The sequence below is a fragment of the Actinomadura sp. 7K507 genome, assembly GCF_004348425.1.
Taxonomy (GTDB): Bacteria; Actinomycetota; Actinomycetes; order Streptosporangiales; family Streptosporangiaceae; genus Spirillospora.
This window is the reverse complement of sequence record NZ_SMKK01000058.1, coordinates 1-19,330: the sequence shown is the minus strand read 5'-3', so window position 1 is coordinate 19,330 and position 19,330 is coordinate 1. Positions and strand designations below refer to the sequence as shown.

General features: G+C 73.0%; 14 protein-coding genes. 8 read left to right on the top strand and 6 right to left on the bottom strand.

The features are described from left to right. Positions 1 to 14 precede the first annotated feature (14 nt). Positions 15 to 1,412, top strand: a complete 1,398-nt coding sequence (locus E1285_RS15415) for a VWA domain-containing protein (protein ID WP_132152510.1) — start codon at positions 15 to 17, stop codon at positions 1,410 to 1,412. Here E1285_RS15415 and E1285_RS15410 read toward each other — a convergent pair. Next, positions 1,405 to 2,784: an MFS transporter gene (locus E1285_RS15410; protein WP_132152508.1), complete on the bottom strand. Its 1,380-nt coding sequence runs from the start codon at positions 2,782 to 2,784 to the stop codon at positions 1,405 to 1,407. The genes E1285_RS15415 and E1285_RS15410 overlap by 8 nt on opposite strands. Positions 2,785 to 2,917: 133 nt before the next feature. Between E1285_RS15410 and E1285_RS15405 the strand changes: the two genes are divergently transcribed. After that, positions 2,918 to 4,510, top strand: a complete 1,593-nt coding sequence (locus E1285_RS15405; protein WP_132152506.1) for an adenylate/guanylate cyclase domain-containing protein — start codon at positions 2,918 to 2,920, stop codon at positions 4,508 to 4,510. 34 nt (positions 4,511 to 4,544) lie between these two features. On the opposite strand, the gene E1285_RS15400 is transcribed toward E1285_RS15405, so the two are convergent. Together E1285_RS15400 and E1285_RS15395 are read right to left on the bottom strand one after the other, a co-directional pair. Then, a complete protein-coding gene (locus E1285_RS15400; protein WP_243722800.1) occupies positions 4,545 to 5,177 on the bottom strand; it encodes an MBL fold metallo-hydrolase in 633 nt (210 codons plus the stop codon). After that, a complete protein-coding gene (locus E1285_RS15395; protein WP_132152502.1) occupies positions 5,174 to 6,256 on the bottom strand; it encodes an S-(hydroxymethyl)mycothiol dehydrogenase in 1,083 nt (360 codons plus the stop codon). The genes E1285_RS15400 and E1285_RS15395 overlap by 4 nt, the downstream gene beginning before the upstream one ends. A gap of 174 nt (positions 6,257 to 6,430) precedes the next feature. Here E1285_RS15395 and E1285_RS15390 point away from each other — a divergent pair, with 174 nt between their 5' ends. Further along, a complete protein-coding gene (locus tag E1285_RS15390) occupies positions 6,431 to 7,693 on the top strand; it encodes a hypothetical protein (protein WP_207946605.1) in 1,263 nt (420 codons plus the stop codon). A gap of 30 nt (positions 7,694 to 7,723) precedes the next feature. On the opposite strand, the gene E1285_RS15385 is transcribed toward E1285_RS15390, so the two are convergent. Next, complete coding sequence (locus tag E1285_RS15385) at positions 7,724 to 8,257, bottom strand: GTPase domain-containing protein (RefSeq protein ID WP_243722798.1); 534 nt, start codon at positions 8,255 to 8,257, stop codon at positions 7,724 to 7,726. A gap of 141 nt (positions 8,258 to 8,398) precedes the next feature. Further along, on the bottom strand, positions 8,399 to 9,064 hold the full coding sequence (locus tag E1285_RS15380) for an MBL fold metallo-hydrolase (protein WP_132152498.1): 666 nt from the start codon (positions 9,062 to 9,064) through the stop codon (positions 8,399 to 8,401). A 230-nt stretch (positions 9,065 to 9,294) separates the two neighbouring features. On the opposite strand from E1285_RS15380, the gene E1285_RS15375 reads away from it, so the two are divergent. The 3 genes from E1285_RS15375 (at position 9,295) to E1285_RS15365 (ending at position 14,464) form a co-directional block, all read left to right on the top strand. Beyond that, on the top strand, positions 9,295 to 9,786 hold the full coding sequence (locus tag E1285_RS15375; RefSeq protein ID WP_132152496.1) for a hypothetical protein: 492 nt from the start codon (positions 9,295 to 9,297) through the stop codon (positions 9,784 to 9,786). Between the two features lie 5 nt (positions 9,787 to 9,791). Continuing rightward, a complete protein-coding gene (locus tag E1285_RS15370) occupies positions 9,792 to 13,637 on the top strand; it encodes a tetratricopeptide repeat protein (RefSeq protein WP_132152494.1) in 3,846 nt (1,281 codons plus the stop codon). Positions 13,638 to 13,753: 116 nt separating this feature from the next. Continuing rightward, complete coding sequence (locus E1285_RS15365; protein WP_132152492.1) at positions 13,754 to 14,464, top strand: Crp/Fnr family transcriptional regulator; 711 nt, start codon at positions 13,754 to 13,756, stop codon at positions 14,462 to 14,464. Positions 14,465 to 14,489: 25 nt separating this feature from the next. Here E1285_RS15365 and E1285_RS15360 read toward each other — a convergent pair whose 3' ends face one another. Continuing rightward, positions 14,490 to 15,236, bottom strand: a complete 747-nt coding sequence (locus tag E1285_RS15360; protein ID WP_132152490.1) for a maleylpyruvate isomerase family mycothiol-dependent enzyme — start codon at positions 15,234 to 15,236, stop codon at positions 14,490 to 14,492. A 72-nt stretch (positions 15,237 to 15,308) separates the two neighbouring features. On the opposite strand from E1285_RS15360, the gene E1285_RS15355 reads away from it, so the two are divergent. Both E1285_RS15355 and uvrA read left to right on the top strand, forming a co-directional pair. Then, on the top strand, positions 15,309 to 16,100 hold the full coding sequence (locus E1285_RS15355; protein ID WP_132152488.1) for an MBL fold metallo-hydrolase: 792 nt from the start codon (positions 15,309 to 15,311) through the stop codon (positions 16,098 to 16,100). A gap of 279 nt (positions 16,101 to 16,379) precedes the next feature. After that, on the top strand, positions 16,380 to 19,217 hold the full coding sequence (gene uvrA, locus E1285_RS15350) for an excinuclease ABC subunit UvrA (RefSeq protein WP_132152486.1): 2,838 nt from the start codon (positions 16,380 to 16,382) through the stop codon (positions 19,215 to 19,217). Positions 19,218 to 19,330: the final 113 nt, after the last annotated feature.

The following is a 19,330-nucleotide window of genomic DNA, read 5'->3' as shown; positions in this document are numbered from 1 at the left end:
CGGGACTCATCGACATGGCCTCTCTCATCGACCGTCACACCGGGTTCGTCGCGGAGCTGCGCCGGGCCGGGCTGCCGGTGTCGGTCGCCGAGGGCCTGGACGCGGTCCGCGCCATGCAGGCCGTCGACCTCCTGGACCGCGAGTCGCTGCGCGCCGCCTACGCGGCGACGCTCGTCAAGCGTCCCCAGCACCGCACCACCTTCGACACGCTCTTCGACCTGTGGTTCCCCGCCGCGGTCGGGGACGGCGCCGGAGCCCGCCCGGACCCGGACCGCCCCGCCCGGACGACGGACGACGACGGGCGTCCCGTGGAGCCCGCGCTCGACCCGCAGGTGCAGGCCCGCCGCGGCGAGCTGGCCGAACTCCTGCTGTCCGGGGACGACGCCGGGCTGCGGCAGTTCGCCCGCATGGCCGTCGCCGAGTACGGCCAGACGCCGGGCCAGGAGTCGTGGTTCTCCTTCGGCGTCCTGCGCGCCATGTCGCCCGACACGCTCATGGCCCGGCTGCTCAACGCCGTCCTGGCCGGGCAGGAACGCGGCGGCATGGCAGAGCGGGTCGCCCGCCGCACGTTCCGCGACCGCATCGCCCGGTTCGAGGACCTGGTCGCCGGCGAGGTGCGGCGCCGCATCGCCGAGGACACCGGCGTCGAGCGCACCGCCCGCATCGCCGTCCGCCCGCCGCTGGAACGGCTCGACTTCGCCGGCGCGAACCGCGCGGAGATGGCCGCGCTGCGCCGCGAGGTGTATCCGCTGGCGCGCAAGCTCGCGGCGCGGCTCGTCCAGAAGCAGCGGCGGGGCAGGCGCGGCCGGCTGGACTTCCGCCGGACGGTCCGCGCGTCGCTCGCCAGCGGCGGGGTGCCGCTCACCACCCACCACCGGCCGCGCCGCCCGCACAAGCCCGAGCTGGTCGTCCTGTGCGACGCCAGCGACTCGGTGTCGGCGTTCGCGCACTTCACGCTGCTGCTGACGTTCGCGCTGCGGGAGCAGTTCAGCAAGGTCCGCGCGTTCGCGTTCATCGACGCCACCGACGAGATCACCCGGTTCTTCGCGCCGGGCGCGGACGTCACGGACGCGATGACCCGCCTGGCCGCCGAGGCCGACCTCGTCTGGATCACCGGCCGCTCCGACTACGGCCACGCCATCAAGGTGTTCGACGACCGGTACCGCGACGCCATCACGCCCAAGACGTCGCTGCTGATCCTCGGCGACGCGCGCTCCAACTACGGCGGGCTGTCGCTGCCGATCCTGCGCTCGATGGCCGGCCGCGCCCGGCACGCGTACTGGCTCAACCCCGAACCGCGCGGCCAGTGGGACACCGGCGACTCCGCGGCGTCCCGCTACGGCGAGCTCGTCCCCATGTACGAGTGCCGCAACCTGACCCAGCTCGCCGCCTTCATCGAGGAACTCACCTGACGCGGATCACGAGCGCGAGGACGGCTCCGGCCGAGGCGATGACGGCGGACACGAACATCGCCACGTTGGTGCCGTGGGCGAGTTCGGCCACGCCGGTGCCCGAACCGGTGGCGATGGCGCCCACGATCGCGACGCCCACCGACGCGCCGACGTAGCGGGCGGTGTTGTTGGCGCCCGTCCCCATGCTCGCGCGGTCGGCGGGGACGCTGTCCACGGCCAGCCTGGCGAGCATCGCGTTGGAGAGGCCGCCGCCCAGCCCGGCCACGATCAGCCCGGGGACGAGCCGTCCCCAGTGGTCCTGCGGGGCCATCCCGAGCATCGCGAACTGCCCGGCGGCGCAGAGCGCGAGCCCGGCGCCGAGCAGCCGCCCGGCGGGGAACCGGGCGGGCAGGCGGCGGGCCTGCAGCGCGGCGAGGAACGACAGCCCCGACCAGAACACCAGGACCAGCGCCGCCACGAGCGGGGATATGTCCATGACCAGGGTCATCATGGTCGGCAGGTAGCTCATGATCCCGATCACGCCGAGCCCGGTGACCATCGCCCCCGAGATCGACAGCAGGAACGCGGGCCGCCGCAGCAGCCCGAGGTCGAGCATGGGCTCCCGGCGCCGCGCTTCGATCACGGCGAACGCCGCGAGCAGCACGGCCGCCGCCGCGAACAGCGCCGGGACCGCCGGGCGCGTCCAGCCCAGCCGGCCCCAGGTGATCGCCGTGACCAGCGCGCCCACGCCCAGGCACATGGTGAGCAGGCCGGGCAGGTCCAGTCCGCGCGGCCGGTCGGCGCGGGACTCCTCCAGCCGGAGGGCCACCGCTCCGAGCAGCGCCGAGGCCAGCGCCGCCGCCCAGTACCAGAGCCGCCAGTCGCCGGCCTCGGCGAGACCGGCGGAGGCGATCGGGCCGAGCGCGATGCCGAGGCCGAGCATCGCCCCCCAGACCCCGGTGGCGTGCGCCCGGCCCGGCCCGGGCGCGAACGAGGCGGCGATGATGCCGAGCCCGGTCGCCAGGAGCGCCGCGCTCGCGGCTCCCTGCACGATCCGCCCGGCGACGAAGACCGCCGCGTTGGGCGCCACGGCGCAGGCGACGCTGGACGCGGCGAGCGTCGCGGCGCCGATCAGGAACACGCGCCGCCGTCCGTGGTCGTCGGCGAGGCTGCCGACGGCGAGCAGCGCCGCCGCGAGACCGAGGCTGATGGAGCTCATCAGCCAGATCTGTGCCGTCGCGTCCGCGTGCAGGCCCCGCGCCGTGTCGGTCAGCGCCGCCATAGGCGCCGTGTAGTTCATGAGCGCCAGCAGCGTCGCGGCGGCGGGGACAGCCAGCGCCGCCGCGGGACCGGGCGTGCGGCGCGGGGCGCGGGAGGCCGCCACGGACGTCATGGGCTCTCCCGGGGGTGCCGATCAGTGGGTTCAGTGAATGAACCCACCGCGCCGCCGGGAACTTCCCGCACTTGCGGCCAGATTCCGGGCGTCGGGCGGTTTAGGTGGATTTGACCGGATAATCTGCACGCTCATGGAGACCGACACGGCGGAGCCTGCGCCACGGCCCAGGCGGATCCTGTTCGGCCCCCTGTGGCGGTTCGTCGACGGCGGCCCGGACGACACCCGGGAACGGATCGCCCGCCGCGCCCGCATCCTGGTGACGATCGCGACCGGGCTCGCCAACCTCGTCGGCGCGCTGGTCGTGCTCGCCTTCGCGGTGCTCATGCCCGACCCGGTCGGCGACGTCTCCCATCGGCTGCAGTTGTTCAACCTGATCGTCTTCATCGCCTACGTCGCCGCCGCGATGCCCGTCGGCCTCGTGCTCGGCGAACGCTTCTTCCGCCGCGTCCACCGCCTGGTCGAACGGCACGAGGAGCCCGACCGGCACGAGCGCTCCCTGCTGCTGTACGGCCCGCTGCGCCTGATGGCCCTGCACCTGAGCCTGTGGGGCATCGGAACGGTCGGCTGGGTGATCATCAACGCGCCGTTCTCCGGGCTGCTCGCCGTCAAGCTCGGCCTCACCAGCCTGCTCGGCGGCCTGACCACCTGCACCGTCGTGTACCTGCTGAGCGAGCGGCTGCTCCGCCGCGCGGTGACCACGGCGCTGCGCAGCGAGATGCCGCGCCGCACCGGCCTGCCGGGCGTCGTCGCGCGCTCGGTCCTCGCCTGGGGGCTCGGCACCGCCGTCCCGATCCTCGGGCTGATCACGCTGGCGGTCGGCTCGTTCCTCATCGCCAGGATCACCGTGCGGGACTTCGCGCTCGCCGTGCTCGCCCTCGGCGGGATCGCGCTCGTCGTCGGGCTCGGCGTCACCTACGGCGCCGCCCGCGCGATCTCCGACCCGGTCGAGTCCGTGCGGCTCGGCCTGGCCAAGGTGGAACGCGGCGACCTGGACGTCGAGGTGCCCGTCTACGACGCCAGCGAGGTCGGCCTGCTGCAGGCCGGGTTCAACCACATGGCCGCCGGGCTGCGCGAGCACGAACGGCTCCAGGACCTGTTCGGCCGGCAGGTCGGCGAGGACGCGGCGCGCGTCGCCGTCGAGCGCGGCGTCGACCTCGGCGGCGAACTCCGCGAGGTCGCGGTGATCTTCGTGGACATCATCGGCTCCACCCGGCTCGCCGCCGGCCACCCCCCCGCCGAGGTCGTCCGGCTGCTCAACGACTTCTTCGCCGTGGTCGTCGAGGTGGTCGGCGCGCACGGCGGCTGGATCAACAAGTTCGAGGGCGACGCCGCGCTCGCGATCTTCGGCGCGCCCCTCGACCTGGACGGCGCCCCCGGCCGCGCCCTCGCCGCGTCCCGCGAGCTGGCCCGCCGCCTGCGCTCCGACATCCCCGGCCTGGAGGCGGCCGTCGGCGTCTCCGCGGGCGAGGCCGTCGCCGGGCACATCGGCGCCGAGGAACGCTTCGAGTACACCGTGATCGGCGACCCGGTGAACGAGGCGGCCCGCCTCACCGACCTCGCCAAGAGCATCCCGGAACGCGTCTACGCGGCGGGCTCCCTCGTCGCCCGCGCCGACCCGGGCGAGGCGGCGCACTGGTCGCTGGGCGAGGAGACCGTCCTGCGCGGCCGCACCCGCGCGACCAGGCTCGCCACGCCCCGCCCGGCCGGACGCGTCCCGTCCTGACGTCAGGGGCTCGGCGGCTCGGTGGGTCGGCGGCTCAGTGGCCGCGGGCGATCCACTCGTCCAGATGCGGCGCCTCGCCGCCGATGGTGGTGGAGTCGCCGTGGCCGGTCCGCACCGCAGTCTCCGCGGGCAGCGTCAGCAGCCGCTCCCGGATCGAGGTGATGATCGTCGGGAAGTCGGAGAACGACCGACCCGTCGCGCCCGGCCCGCCGTTGAACAGCGTGTCGCCGGAGAACACCGTGCCCAGCGCCGGCGCGTGCAGGCACACCGCGCCGGGGCTGTGCCCGGGAGTGTGCAGGACGGTGAGATCGGTCCCCGCGACCGTGATGACCTGCCCGTCGGCCAGATCGCCATCGGGGCTCGTGTCCGGATGCTTCTGCTTCCACAGCATCAGGTCGTCCGGATGCAGCAGGACGGGCGCGCCGGTGCGGGCCTTCAGCGCGGGCGCGGCGTCGATGTGGTCGTCGTGGCCGTGCGTGGACACGATGGCCACCAGCCGCCGGCCGCCGAGCGCCTCCGCGATCGCGCCGGCGTCGTGCGCGGCGTCGATGACGATCGCCTCGCTGTCGTCGCCGACGATCCAGACGTTGTTGTCGACCTCCCACGTGCCGCCGTCCAGCGAGAACGTCCCGGACGTGACGATGTGGCCGATGCTCGCCGCCATCAGAGCATCACCACCGAGCGCAGCACGTCGCCGTGGTGCATCTTCTCGAACGCGGCCTCGACGCCGTCCAGCTCGATCGTCTCGGACACGAACGCGTCCAGGTCAAGGCGCCCCTGCGAATAGAGGTCGATGAGCATCGGGAAGTCCCGTGAGGGCAGGCAGTCGCCGTACCACGACGACTTCAGCGACCCGCCCCGCCCGAACACGTCCAGCAGCGGAAGCTCCAGCTTCATCTCCGGGGTCGGCACCCCGACCAGCACCACCGTCCCGGCGAGATCCCGGGCGTAGAACGCCTGCTCGTAGGTCTCCGGGCGGCCGACCGCTTCGATGACGACGTCCGCGCCGAACCCGCCCGTCAGCTCCCGCACCGCCTCGACGACGTCCCTGTCCCCGCCGTTGACGGTGTGGGTCGCGCCCAGCGCGGACGCCGTGGTCAGCTTCCGCTCGTCCAGATCGACCGCGATGATCGTCGCCGCGCCCGCCAGCCGCGCCCCGAGCACCGACGCCGCGCCGACGCCGCCGCACCCGATCACCGCGACCGAGTCGCCCCGGCCGACCCCGCCGGTGTTGATCGCCGCGCCGATCCCCGCCATCACGCCGCATCCCAGCAGCCCCGCGACCTCGGGCCGCACCGCGTCGACCTTGGTGCACTGCCCCGCGGCCACCAGCGTCTTGTCGGCGAACGCGCCGATGCCCAGCGCGGGCGACAGCTCGGTGCCGTCCTCAAGCGTCATCTTCTGCGCGGCGTTGTGCGTGTCGAAGCAGTACCAGGGCCGTCCGCGCAGGCAGGCCCGGCACTGGCCGCACACCGCCCGCCAGTTCAGGATCACGAAGTCGCCCGGCGCGACCTCCGTCACCCCGTCGCCCACCGTCTCGACCACCCCGGCGGCCTCATGCCCGAGCAGGAACGGGAACTCGTCGTTGATCCCGCCCTCGCGGTAGTGCAGGTCGGTGTGGCAGACCCCGCACGCCTGGACCCGGACGACCGCCTCTCCGGGCCCCGGATCCGGAACGAGGATCGTCTCGATCCGCACCGGCTGCCCCTTGCCCGGTGCGATGACCCCGCGTACCTGCTGCGCCATGCTGCCGCCTCTCATCGTCGATCTTCTTCCGACCCTATTACCTCCCCACCGGCACACCGTCTCGACCGAACGGAAGGCCCCCGCAGGTACCGGGTCCAAGATCACCGATCGGCGTGATGCGCGTCCGGCGGGCCGCGCCGGAGGCTGGAGCCCACCCGAAAGAAGGAGTCCGCCATGAGGCGTCCCACGTCCCGCCTGACCGCCGGCCTCGCGGCCGCCGCCGTCTGCGCCGCGATCACCGCCGGAACCGCGCCGGCCCTCGCGGGCGACGGCACCGGGGACCGGCCCGCCCGCACGCACGACCACATGGCGAGGGGACGCCTGGTCTCCGCCACCCACCTCGGCACCATGACCGCCGGCCAGGTGCGGACGTGGCTGGCGAGCGAGGAGTTCGACGCCGCCTCCGTCCGGTACGGCGTCGACACCTACCGCCTCGTCTACCGGACGATCGACCCGCGCGGCCGCTCGACCACCGCCAGCGGCCTCCTCGTCCTGCCCCGCAACAACGACCGGTGGCTCCGTACCGTCTCGTACACGCACGGCACGACGAGCTACAAGCCCGACGCCCCCTCGATCGCCGACGGCGTCTGGGACCGCGGCCCGGCCGTCACCTACGCCGCCGCGGGCTTCGCCGCCGTCGCCCCCGACTACCTCGGGCTGGGCGAGGGGCCTGGTGTCCACCCGTGGAAGCACGTCCCGTCCGAGACCTCCGCGTCCCTCGACATGCTCCGCGCCGCGCGGCAGTTCGTCCCGTGGAAGGGCCGCTTCCTGGACGGCCAGGTCCTGGCGACCGGGTTCTCCCAGGGCGCGTCATCGGCGCTCGGCCTGGCCCGGGCCCTCCAGGACCGCGCCGACCCGCACTTCCGCATCCGCGCGGTCGCCCCGATCGCCGGCGCCTACGACTTCCGGGGCGCCGAACTGCCCGCCCTGCTGAACGGCGACCTCGACCCGAAGATGTCCGTCGCCTACGCCGCCTACCTGCTCACGTCCTGGAACCGCGTCCACGGCGGCATCTACGAGGACCCCTCGGAAGTGTTCGAGGACGAGTACGCGAGCGACGTCGAGAAGTACTTCGACGGCACGACCCCCGGCCCGGACATGCTGAAGGGGCTTCCGGGAACGCTCGGCGAACTGCTCAAGCCGCGCGGCTTCGAGGTCCTGCGCCACCCGTCCGGCGCCTTCGCCGAGGCCCTGCGCGTCGACGCGGAGGTCTGCACGGCCTGGACCCCGCGCGTCCCCGTCCACCTCTACAAGATCAGCGACGACGAGCAGGCCACGACCCTCAACACCGACCACTGCGCCGCGGCCTTCCGCGCCCGCGGCGTCCACACCCCGGTCATCGACGTGGGCGACAAGCTCTACGGCGGCTCCCGCCACCTGGGCGCCAACCTCGCCGGCACCGCCCAGACCGTCCGCTGGTTCACCGCCCTCAGCTGAACCGAGAGCGTCAAGGCCGCCTGACGCGGGTCAGGTGAAGTGGATCGCCTGGAGCTTGTCCGCGGTGTCGCGGTCAAGGATCGTGACGCCGGTCGCGGGCGGGATGGGGCCGCCGCCGCGGGCGCGGGCGATGAGGGGGCGCCAGCGGCGGCAGTGGCGGGCGAAGGTGATGGGGGTGACGACGCGGCCGCGCGTGAACTGGCCGGCGCGGGCCGTCCTGGGATCGACGTCGATGAGGATCAGGTGCAGGTGATTGCCGCGGTGGCGCGCCATCCACGCGAAGAGGTGCAGGATGTGCGGCCAGGTGCCGCGGGTGTGGGCGACGACGCCGCGGCCGGTGAGGATCGCGCGGCCGATCCGCCACACGTGGGTGGCGTGGACGAGCGGCGTGCGCAGCCGGACCGGGCAGAGCCGCAGGGAGCGCGCCCACCGGTTGCGGGACTGGCCGGAGTCGATGACGAGGACGTCTCCGGCGGGCACCGGCGCCGTCTCGTCACCGTGCAGCCCGTACAGGCGGTTCAGCAGGGTGCTCTTGCCGGCTCCTGGAAGGCCGGCTACGAGCACCAGAGAACCCGCTGGATAACGCAGGGTGGGTCCCGGATCCACTTCCTGGACTTCGTGGATGGTCGTCTCCTGGTCTCGGCCCGAAATGTGGTTGGAGCAACGAACGCCCACAACCGCTTGTTCCGCCGGGAGACCGGAAGATCACCAGCCGCGGTCCCGCCATTCGGGCAGCCCGGGACGTTCGCGTCCCAGCGTCGAATCCTTGCCGTGGCCCGGGTAGAACCAGGTGGCGTCCGGGAGTCGGTCGAAAACGCGTTCCTCGACGTCGGAGAGCAGCTGCTTGAAGCGAGTCGGGTCGCCCCAGGTGTTGCCGACGCCGCCGGGGAACAGGCTGTCGCCGGTGAACAGATGCGGGCGGTCGCTCAGTTCGCCGCCCGCTTCGTACAGTAGCGCGATCGAGCCGGGCGTGTGGCCGCGTAGGTGAATGACGTCCAGGGTCGCGTCCCCCACCCGGACGGTGTCGCCCTGCTCGACGGGCTCGGCGACCGGCTCGGGCAGCGCCTCGGCGTCGCGGGGGTGCGCCGCGACCGGGGCGCCGGTGGCGCGGGCCACCTCGCTCAGCGCCATCCAGTGGTCCTGGTGGCGGTGCGTGGTGACGATGCGGGCCAGGGGGCCGTCGCCGATCAGCTCCAGGAGCCGGGGCGCCTCGTTGGCCGCGTCGATGAGCAGCTGCTCGCCGGTGGCGGTGCAGCGCAGCACGTAGGCGTTGTTGTCGTAGGGCCCGACCGACACCTTCGTGACGGTCAGGCCGGGCAGTTCCCGGACGTCGGGACGACCGCCGGTCTCGACGTTTCCCGTGTAGGTCATGCGTCCTCCCGCCGATGGTGCAAGTAGGTGGTGCACGTAGATGGTGCACCGGGTGGTGCGAAGACTCCATCCTCCATCATCGGCGCCCGGGATCGCCCCCGCCCCGGCCCGTGGCGCGGATGAGTCACCAGACGCAGTCGAACCGTGCGCTCACGGACGGAAATCTCCGTCTTGCCAGCGCACCATGGGAAATGGAAGATCAGGATCGAACCCGTGAGGACGGTGAAGCGTTGATTACCGCATTCCGTCCCGGACCGGACAGGGAGAAGCCCGAGGACCTCCTCGGGCACGCCTGCACGCTGGTCCGGCTGTGCGGCCGGGACTCCGCCATCGCCGCGGTGTTCCTCGCCCTCGTGCTCGTCGGCACCGTGACCCGGCTCGCGGCCGGCATGCCCGGCCTCGCCGCGCTGGCGCTGCTGCCCGTGCTGGCCGGCTCCTTCGCGATCTCGGCCGCCTACGCGGTCCGGTCGCGCCGGACGCTGGTGTCGGTGCTCGCCGAGGTGCGCGGCCGGACCGGCTCGCCGGTCGACCCGGGCGTGCCGTGGACGCCCTTCGGATCGGCGGTCGCGCTGGACGACCGGATCCGCGACGTGGAGCTGCGGCGGCTGCTGTCGGCGGCGCACCGCTGCGGCGAACTCTCCTGGCAGGCCGTCGCGTGGGCGGCGACGACCTCGGTGCTGTTCCTCTTCTGGACGCTGGCGGCGGCGATGACTGGAGGCTGACCGGATTGATCGACGATGCGCCCGACGGCGGGACGACCCCCCACACCCCTCTGGGCGTCCGGCCGGGAAGCTTCTGGGAACGGCTGGAACCCTCCGACCGGCAGGCCCTGCGCGCCATGGGACGGCGCACCGACATCCCGCCGGGCGGGATGCTGTGCCATCAGGGGTCGATCGCGCCGGCGGTGTACGTGGTGTTCAAGGCGTCCCCCCGCGCGGCCAGCAACGCGGTGGCCAAGGAGTTCGTGGACTCCAGCGAGGGCGACGAGTCGATCATCGATCTGTTCGGGGCGGGGGACCTGGTGGGGGTCCTGGGCCCGTGGGGGCATCCGCAGCGCGGCAGCGTCGCCGCGCTGGACCATGTCGCGGCGCTGCGGGTGGACCGCCGCAAGTTCCGCAGCCTGCTGGCGGCCAGCCCGCAGGTCGCCGAGGCGATGATGCACGCGATCTCGCAGACCGTCACGTTCGGCGGCCGCCGGCACGCGGTGCGGGCGGCCGACCATCCGCAGCGGCTCGCCTACCACCTGCTGGAACTGGCCCACCGGTTCGGTGAGCCCGCCCCCGGGCAGGGGACGCGGATCCCGCTGAAGCTCAGCCAGGCGGAGCTGGCGAACTGGGCGGGCATCTCCCGCGAGACCCTGGTGCGGTGGTTCCGGCTGTGGCGGTCCAGGGGCATCCTGGACAGCAGGCCGCGCCCGCTGATCGTGCTGGACACCGAGCGGCTGCGCCGGGCCGCGAGCCCGTGGGGCGACGAGTGGCCGTCCGCCGGCCAGCAGCCGGCGCGGCGGGCCGAAACCGAGGGGGACGCCGGGATCGCGGCGCCCGAGCCGGTGCGGCTCGGCGCGGGCACGCCGCCGCAGGTGCGGCTGCCCGCGGACAACCCCTTCTTCGCCGGCCGCACGATCAGCCTCGGCAAGCTGGACATGCTGGTCGGCCAGTCCGAATGGCCGCGCGCCGTGCTCGTGCAGGGGATGGCGGGCGTCGGCAAGACGACGCTGGCGCTGCACTGGGCGCACCGGGTCGTCGACCGGTTCCCCGACGGCGTCCTGTTCGCCGACCTGCGCGGCACCAGGCGCAGCCCCGTCACGCCGGCGGAGGCGATGGGGCAGGTGCTGCGCGCCGCGGGCGTGCCGGGCGACCAGCTCCCGCGCGCCGAGGCGGAACTCGCCGCGCAGTGCCGGTCGATGCTGGCAGGCCGGCGGATGCTGCTGATCCTCGACAACGCGTCCCGGCCGGAGCAGATCAGGCCGCTGCTGGCCGCGGCGACGTCCGGGCTGGTGATCGTGACGAGCCGGCGGCGGCTGCCCGCGCTGCTGGAGGGCGCCGACATCCGGACGCTGGAACTGCAGGAGATGGCCTCGCAGGAGGCGGTGGACCTCATCTCGAACGTCCTCGGCCCGGGGGACGCCCGCGTCCGCGAGGAGCACCGGGCGGTCGTGCGGCTGGCCCGCGAATGCGGGCATCTGCCGCTGGCGCTCGGCGTGATGGCGGGGCGGCTGGCCGAGAACCCCGGCGAGTCGGTCGCCGCGACCGTCCGGGAACTGGCGGCGCTGGACGCCGAGGACGCGCCGCCGCCGTACGGACCGGGCCTTTCGGGGGCGGGGCTGAGCGAGGGCGCCTCGCACGGCGCGTCCGGGGCGGGGCTGCAGGCCGTCATGAGCCAGACGTTCGACGTCGCCTACCGGAGCCTGCGCCCCGACCAGCGCGAGGCGTTCCGGAGGCTGGGCCTGGTGGTGGGCCCCGATTTCACGCCCGTCGCCCTCGCGGCCTTGCAGGACCGGACGGTGGACGAGGCGCGCGAGTGCCTGGAGGGCCTGCGGCAGGCCTACCTGGTGCAGGACGTCGGACCGGGCCGCTACCGGATGCACGACCTGCTGCGCGACTTCGCCCGGGAGCGGGGGCTGCGGGAGGACTCCGACGGCGAGCAGCTGGCGGCGCAGCGGCGGCTGCTGGCCGGCTATCTCGCCGAGGCGCGCGAGGCCGGGGCGGCGCTGACCGGGCGGCCCCGGCCCACCGTGCACCGCGGCGAGGCGCCGATCCGCCCGGCGACGGCCGCCGAACGCGCGTCCGGGCTCGGCTGGTTCGAGTCCGAGCGGCGCAACCTCGTCGCCGCCGTCCACCAGGCGGCCCGGCTCGGCCTGCACCGGACGTGCTGGGAGCTGGCCGACGCCCTCTTCGACTTCCAGGAGTTCCGGCGCTACAGCGAGGACAACATCGCCGTCCACCAGGCGGCCCTGCACGCGGCCCGCACCGAGGAGGACTGGGCGGTGGCTGCCGTCATGCTGCACAACCTGGCGATGGCGCACTTCGAGCTGGGCGACTCCGTCCAGGCCATCGGGTACGGGGAGGACGCGCGGCGCGGCTTCCGGGCCGTCGACCCGCCCGACCGGTACGGGGAGGCCCTGACCCTGGCGACCCTCGCCGACGTGTACGTGACGCTCGGCCGCTACCTGACGGCGATCGAGCACGCGGAGCGCTCCCTCGACATCCACGGTGAGCGGGACGGTGGCGGTGACGGGGGAGTCGCCAAGGGACACGACACGCTCGCCCGCGCCCACCTGGGGCTCGCCGGCTACGAGAAGGCACTGGAACACGCCGGGAAGGCGCTGGACATACGGCGCCGGATCGATGACCAGCCGGGCGTGGCCGAGACCCTTCTCACCGTCGCCCAGGTGCACCGGCGGCAGGGCAACGTCCACGAGGCGGTGTCGCACGCGCTGGAGGCCCTCTACATCCGGCAGGAGCAGGCCGACATGCACGGGTCCGCGCAGGCGCTGACGGAGCTGGCGCGGATGAACTCCGTGCTCGGCCTGCGCGACATGGCGCAGCAGGACGCCGAGCAGGCACTGCAGACGTACCGTGCCCTGGGTGCGCGCCACGGGGAGGCGCGCGCGCTCAACACGCTCGGCAGGCTGATGTGCGACGCCACGAGGTTCGCCGAGGCGTTCACCTACTGCGGGCAGGCGCTGCGCCTGCACCGCGACACCAGCAACCGGCACGGCGAGGCCGAGGCGCTCGCGCAGATCGGCATCGTCCACTGGCGGCTCGGACGGTACCGGGAGGCGCGCGAGCACCTGCTGCGGGCGCTGGAGATCCGCCGCGAGATCGGCGACCAGCACGGCGAGGCCCACGACCTGGAGCACCTGTCGGTGGTCATGCGCCGCCTCGGCCGCCACCAGGAGGCGTTCGTCCTCGGCCTGGAGGCCCTGGACCTGTGGCACCGGCTCGGCGCGCAGGGCGGGATGGCCGGCACGCTCGGCAGCCTGGCCCGCACCTACTCCCGGCTCGGGCTGCCCGAGGACGCCGAGCGCGCCGCGCGGCACGCGCTGCGGATCCGCGAGTCCGGCGGCGACTGGTACGGCCTCGGCGTCGGGATGGACACCCTCGCCGCCGTGCTGCGCCGCGCCGGCCGGCCGGAGGAGGCCCTCGAACGCGAGCTGGAGGCGCTGCGGTTCCTCGGCGAGGTCGGCGACCGGCACGGCGAGGGCACCGCCCTGGTCCACCTCGCCGCCATCCACCTGGACCTCGGCCGCGCCGACGACGCCCTGGACACCGGGCGCCGCGCCCACGACCTGGCCGCCGAACTCGGCGACACCCGGGCGCAGGCGTACGCGCTGCACAACATGGCCCGCGCCTGCCAGCTGCTCGGCAAGCACGCCCGCGCGGTCGAGCACGTCAACGCCGAGATCGGCATCCGCCGCGACATGGACGACCAGTCGGGCCTGCGGCGCGCGCTGGAGCTGCTGCGCGAGTCCCACCTCGCGCTCGGCGACCAGGCCGCCGCGGCCGACTGCGTCCGGCGCGTCCGCGCCCTGGACAGCTGGCTTGAAACGGATAGATCTCTCGACATGTGACAAAAGACCTAGTCCATCGGCGCAGCGCCGCGTTCACTGGACCCCAGGCACAAGATCAATGAGGCACCGGAGCGAGAATCACCGTGCCCCGGCCCGGGTTCGGCGGAGGAGGCGAGATGGAGACCGCCCGATTCTGGGACGCGCTGCCCGAACGCGCCCGCGAGGCGCTGCGGCGGACCGGCGCACCGGTGGTGATCAGGCAGGGCGCCTTCCTGATGCGCGAGCACACCCGCGCGTCCCAGGTCTTCGTCCTGCGCGCCGGGGCGGTGAAGGTCTGGGTCGACCGGGACGGCGAGACCGCCATCCTCGACATCCTCGGACCGGGCGACCTCGTCGGGGAACTGGAGGCCGTGGACGGCGGCGTCCGGCACGCCAACGTCGAGGCGCTGACCCGCGTGGAGGCGCTCGTGCTGCCCCGGGGACAGTTCCGGAGCGTCCTGGACGACCACCCCGGCTCGGCCTGGGCGGTCGCCGCCGTCCTCGCCGAACGGCTGCGGGACTCGAACGAACTGCGCGTCGCCCACTTCCCCGACGACCCCGAGCGCCGCCTCGCGAGCAGGCTGCTGCGCCTGGTGGCGCGCTTCGGCTCACCCGTCAAGGAGGAACGCGCGGACGGCGTGACCGAGGCGCCGGACGAGGGCGGCGTCCAGGTCCGGATCCCCGTCACCCAGCAGGACCTCGGGCGCTGGGCCGGGATGGGGCGCCGCAAGGTCGCGCAGATCCTCGCCGCCGAACCCGTCCGCGGCGGCCTCACCGTCACCCGCAGCGCGATCGTCGTCCGCTCGGTGGACGCCCTGCACCGCCTGGCCGGCCACGACGCCGACTGACAGCGTGCGCTGAGTCGCGGATCCCTCAGAAGGCCGCGGGCTGGTGCGGCCAGGGCGGCGGCACGGGCAGCCGGCCGTCCGGGCGGACGCTCACGCCGGCGCCGTCCGTGCGCCCGCTGAGCCAGCCGAGCAGCGCCCGCCCCGACCCGGACGCCTCCGGGCCGCCGGGCGCCCAGCCGAGGTCGGCGGACTCCCCGGAGTCGGTCGCGGTGATCCGGAACCCGGCGAGCTCACCGCGGAGCGTCTCCGGGAGCGCGGCCATGTCCGTCAGCGTGCTGGTCAGGGACCACCGGACATAGGACTCGGGCCAGTCGGCCGGGCCGTACCCGGCGGCGAGGTCGGCGTGATGCGCCTCCACCTCGTTCCACCGGCGGTACAGCGTGTACCAGGCCGGGTGCCGCCAGCCCGTCATCGCCATCACGGGAGCGTTCCACGCGCCCTCGGGCAGGTTCCTCGCCTGCTCGACGAACCGCGCCCCGGTCGCGCGGACGTCCTCGGCCAGCTCCTCGCGGCCCCGTCCGGCGCCCTCCTCCAGCGCGGCGTTACGGGCGTCCAGGCTCGGATACTGCGGGATCTCCACCCCCGTCCGCGCCCATTCGAGCAGGTTCCACAGAGAGTCGGCATTCCTGGCGATATGCGTGGCCACGTGCCCGCGGCTCCACCCGGGCAGGGCCGACGGGGCGCGCAGATCGTGGTCGCTGAGCTGCGACAACGTCCCGATGACGCGCTCCACACCGGAATCCAGCTCATCGATCACTTCTCGCCAGTCCATGACGCGCCTCCCTAGACCCACAGCGCCTTCATCCTTCCGCACCACCTCCTCCCATGCCACACTTGAGCGATCATGGAGCTGCCGATCTGCCTGACCTGCGGAGTCCAGTACGCCGAGCCCCGTCCCGACTGCCCGATCTGCGAGGACGAGCGCCAGTACGTCGGCTGGGACGGCCAGAAATGGACGACGCTGGAGGAACTCCAGGCCGGGCACCGGGGACGGGTCGCCGAAGAGGGGCCGGGCGTCGTCGGGATCGGCACCGAGCCGTCCACCGCCATCGGCCAGCGCGCCCTGCTGCTGCGCGCCCCGTCCGGCAACGTCCTCTGGGACATGGTCACCCACATCGACGACGACCTGATCCGCGAGGTCAACGACCTGGGCGGCATCTCCGCGATCGCGATCAGCCACCCGCACTTCTACGGCAGCATGATCGAGTGGGCGCACGCCTTCGACGCCCCGGTCTACATCCACGAGGCCGACCGCCGCTGGGTGGCCCGCCCGGACGACGCGGTGGTCTTCTGGTCCGGCGACACCCACGAACTGGCCGGCGGCCTGACGCTCGTGAACGCGGGCGTGCACTTCGACGGCGGCCAGGTCCTGCACTGGCGGGACGCCGGCGCGGTGTTCTCCGGCGACATCCTGCAAGTCGTCAACGACCGCGACTGGGTCAGCTTCATGTACAGCTACCCGAACCTCATCCCGGAGCGCCCCCGCACGATCCGCCGCGCCCTGCGCCTCCTGGAGCCCTACGACTTCGACCGCGTCTACGGCGCCTGGTGGAAGAAGATCGTCTACACCGACGGCAAGGACGCCGTCCGCCGCTCCGCCGACCGCTACCTCTCCTTCGCCCTGGACGACGAGTAGGCCGCCGGCTCGCCACGTTCGCGGCGGCCTCCTCGGGCGCTGGCGGCCGGGCGTCCGAGGTGCTCGCGGGGGATGTTCTGGTGGCGAGTGGTGTTCGAACACGTGTACGGTGCGGTGGTGCCGTCCGGACCTCTGCGGGACGGGCGGGGAGCGTCATGAAATGCGGCGGCGGCCGTCGCCGTTGTTGACTCGGGGGATTCTGTCGTACCCCTTGGCTAGCCTTGAGAGCGGCCTGTCTCTGTCCATGGCCGCGCCCAGAAGAGGAACCGGAATAACGCCGTGCATGACCGACTCATCGTGCGTGGAGCACGCGAGCACAACCTGAAGGACGTCTCGCTCGACCTCCCGCGGGACTCCCTGATCGTGTTCACCGGCCTGTCGGGTTCCGGGAAGTCCAGCCTGGCGTTCGACACGATCTTCGCGGAGGGGCAGCGGCGGTACGTCGAGTCGCTGTCGGCCTACGCCCGCCAGTTCCTCGGCCAGATGGACAAGCCCGACGTCGACTTCATCGAGGGGCTGTCCCCGGCGGTGTCGATCGACCAGAAGTCGACCAGCAAGAACCCGCGGTCGACGGTCGGGACGATCACCGAGGTGTACGACTACCTGCGGCTGCTGTACGCGCGGATCGGGCACCCGCACTGTCCCGAGTGCGCCCGGCCGATCACCCGGCAGGCGCCGCAGCAGATCGTCGACCGGGTGCTGGAGCTGGAGCAGGGCACCCGGTTCCAGGTGCTCGCGCCGGTGATCCGGGGGCGGAAGGGCGAGTACCTGGAGCTGTTCCGCGAGCTGCAGTCCAAGGGGTACTCCCGGGCGATCGTGGACGGGCGGATGATCCGCCTGGACGAGCCGCCCAAGCTGAAGAAGCAGGAGAAGCACGACATCGCGATCGTGGTCGACCGGCTCTCGGTGAAGGACTCCGCGCGCCAGCGGCTCGCCGACTCGGTGGAGACCGCGCTCGGCCTCGCGGGCGGCACGATCGTCCTCGACTTCGTCGACGTCCCCGAAGGCGACGAGAACCGCACCCGGATGTACTCCGAGCACCTTTACTGCCCCTACGACGACCTGTCGTTCGAGGAGCTGGAGCCCCGGTCGTTCTCCTTCAACTCGCCCTACGGCGCGTGCCCCGACTGCACCGGCCTGGGGACGCGCATGGAGGTCGACCCGGAGCTCATCGTCCCGGACGAGGAGCTGACCCTCGGCGAGGGCGCGATCCAGCCGTGGTCGAGCGGGCACGTGAGCGACTACTTCCTGCGCCTGCTGTCCGCGCTCGGCGACGCGATGGGCTTCGACCTCAACACCCCGTGGGAGAAGCTGCCCGCCAAGGCCCGCAAGGCGGTCCTGAACGGGCACGAGACCCAGGTCCACGTGCGCTACAAGAACCGGTACGGCCGGACGAGGTCGTACTACACCGCGTACGAGGGCGTGATCCCCTACATCCAGCGGCGGCACGCCGAGTCCGAGAGCGACTCCAGCCGGGAGCGGTACGAGGGCTACATGCGGGAGATCCCGTGCCCGACGTGCGACGGCGCCCGGCTCAAGCCGGTCGTGCTCGCCGTCACCATGGGCGGGATGTCGATCGCAGAGGTCGCCGCGAAGCCGATCGGCGAGGCGGCGAAGTTCCTGCTCGCGATGGACCTGGGCGAGCGCGAGCAGCACATCGCCGAGCGCGTCCTCAAGGAGATCAACGCCCGGCTCGGGTTCCTGCTGGACGTCGGCCTCGACTACCTGTCCCTCGACCGGCCGGCGGCGACCCTCGCCGGGGGAGAGGCGCAGCGCATCCGGCTGGCCACGCAGATCGGCTCGGGCCTGGTCGGCGTCCTGTACGTCCTGGACGAGCCGTCCATCGGCCTGCACCAGCGCGACAACCACCGCCTGCTGGAGACGCTGCTGCGGCTGCGCGACATGGGCAACACCCTGATCGTCGTCGAGCACGACGAGGACACCATCGCCGCCGCCGACTGGATCGTCGACATCGGTCCCCGCGCCGGCGAGCACGGCGGTGAGATCGTCGTGTCCGGCACCATCGAGGACCTGAAGAAGTCCGACCGCTCCATAACCGGTGCGTACCTGGACGGGCGCCGCGAGATCGCCGTCCCGGAGATCCGCCGGCCCCGCACGAAGGGCCGCGAGGTCACCGTGAAGGGCGCCCAGCAGAACAACCTCCGCGACGTGGACGTGGCGTTCCCGCTCGGCGTGCTCACCGCCGTGACCGGCGTGTCCGGTTCGGGCAAGTCGACGCTGGTCAACGACATCCTCTACAGCTCGCTGGCCAAGAAGCTGAACGGGGCCAAGCTCGTTCCCGGCAGGCACAGGCGCGTGAACGGCGTCGACCAGCTCGACAAGGTCGTCCACGTCGACCAGTCGCCGATCGGGCGCACGCCCCGGTCCAACCCGGCCACCTACACCGGCGTGTTCGACCACATCCGCAAGCTGTTCGCGCAGACGACGGAGGCGAAGGTCCGCGGCTACCAGCCGGGCCGGTTCTCCTTCAACGTCAAGGGCGGCCGCTGCGAGAACTGCTCCGGCGACGGCACCATCAAGATCGAGATGAACTTCCTGCCGGACGTCTACGTCCCCTGCGAGGTCTGCCACGGCGCCCGCTACAACCGGGAGACCCTGGAGGTCCACTACAAGGGCAAGACGATCTCCGAGGTGCTCGACATGCCGATCGAGCAGGCCACCGAGTTCTTCGAGCCGATCAAGGCGATCCACCGGCATCTGAAGACCCTCAACGACGTCGGCCTGGGCTACGTCCGGCTCGGCCAGCCCGCCCCCACCCTGTCCGGCGGCGAGGCCCAGCGCGTCAAGCTGGCGTCGGAGCTGCAGAAACGCTCCACCGGCCGCACGATCTACGTGCTGGACGAGCCGACCACCGGCCTGCACTTCGACGACATCCGCAGGCTCCTCGGCGTCCTGAACGGCCTGGTCGACAAGGGCAACACGGTGATCATCATCGAGCACAACCTGGACGTCATCAAGACCGCCGACTGGATCATCGACATGGGCCCCGAGGGCGGTTCCCGCGGCGGCACCGTCGTCGCCACCGGCACTCCGGAGGACGTCGCCGGGACGGAAGCCAGCCACACCGGCCAGTTCCTGGCGAAACTTCTCGAATAGGTCCGGCGTGGGCCGGCCGGTCGAGCCGGGGCGGTGCGGGGCGGCGCGGCCCGTCCGGGATCATGGAGTCATGAGTGATGAGATGACGCCCGGGGGTGCGGGGTGTGCCGGGG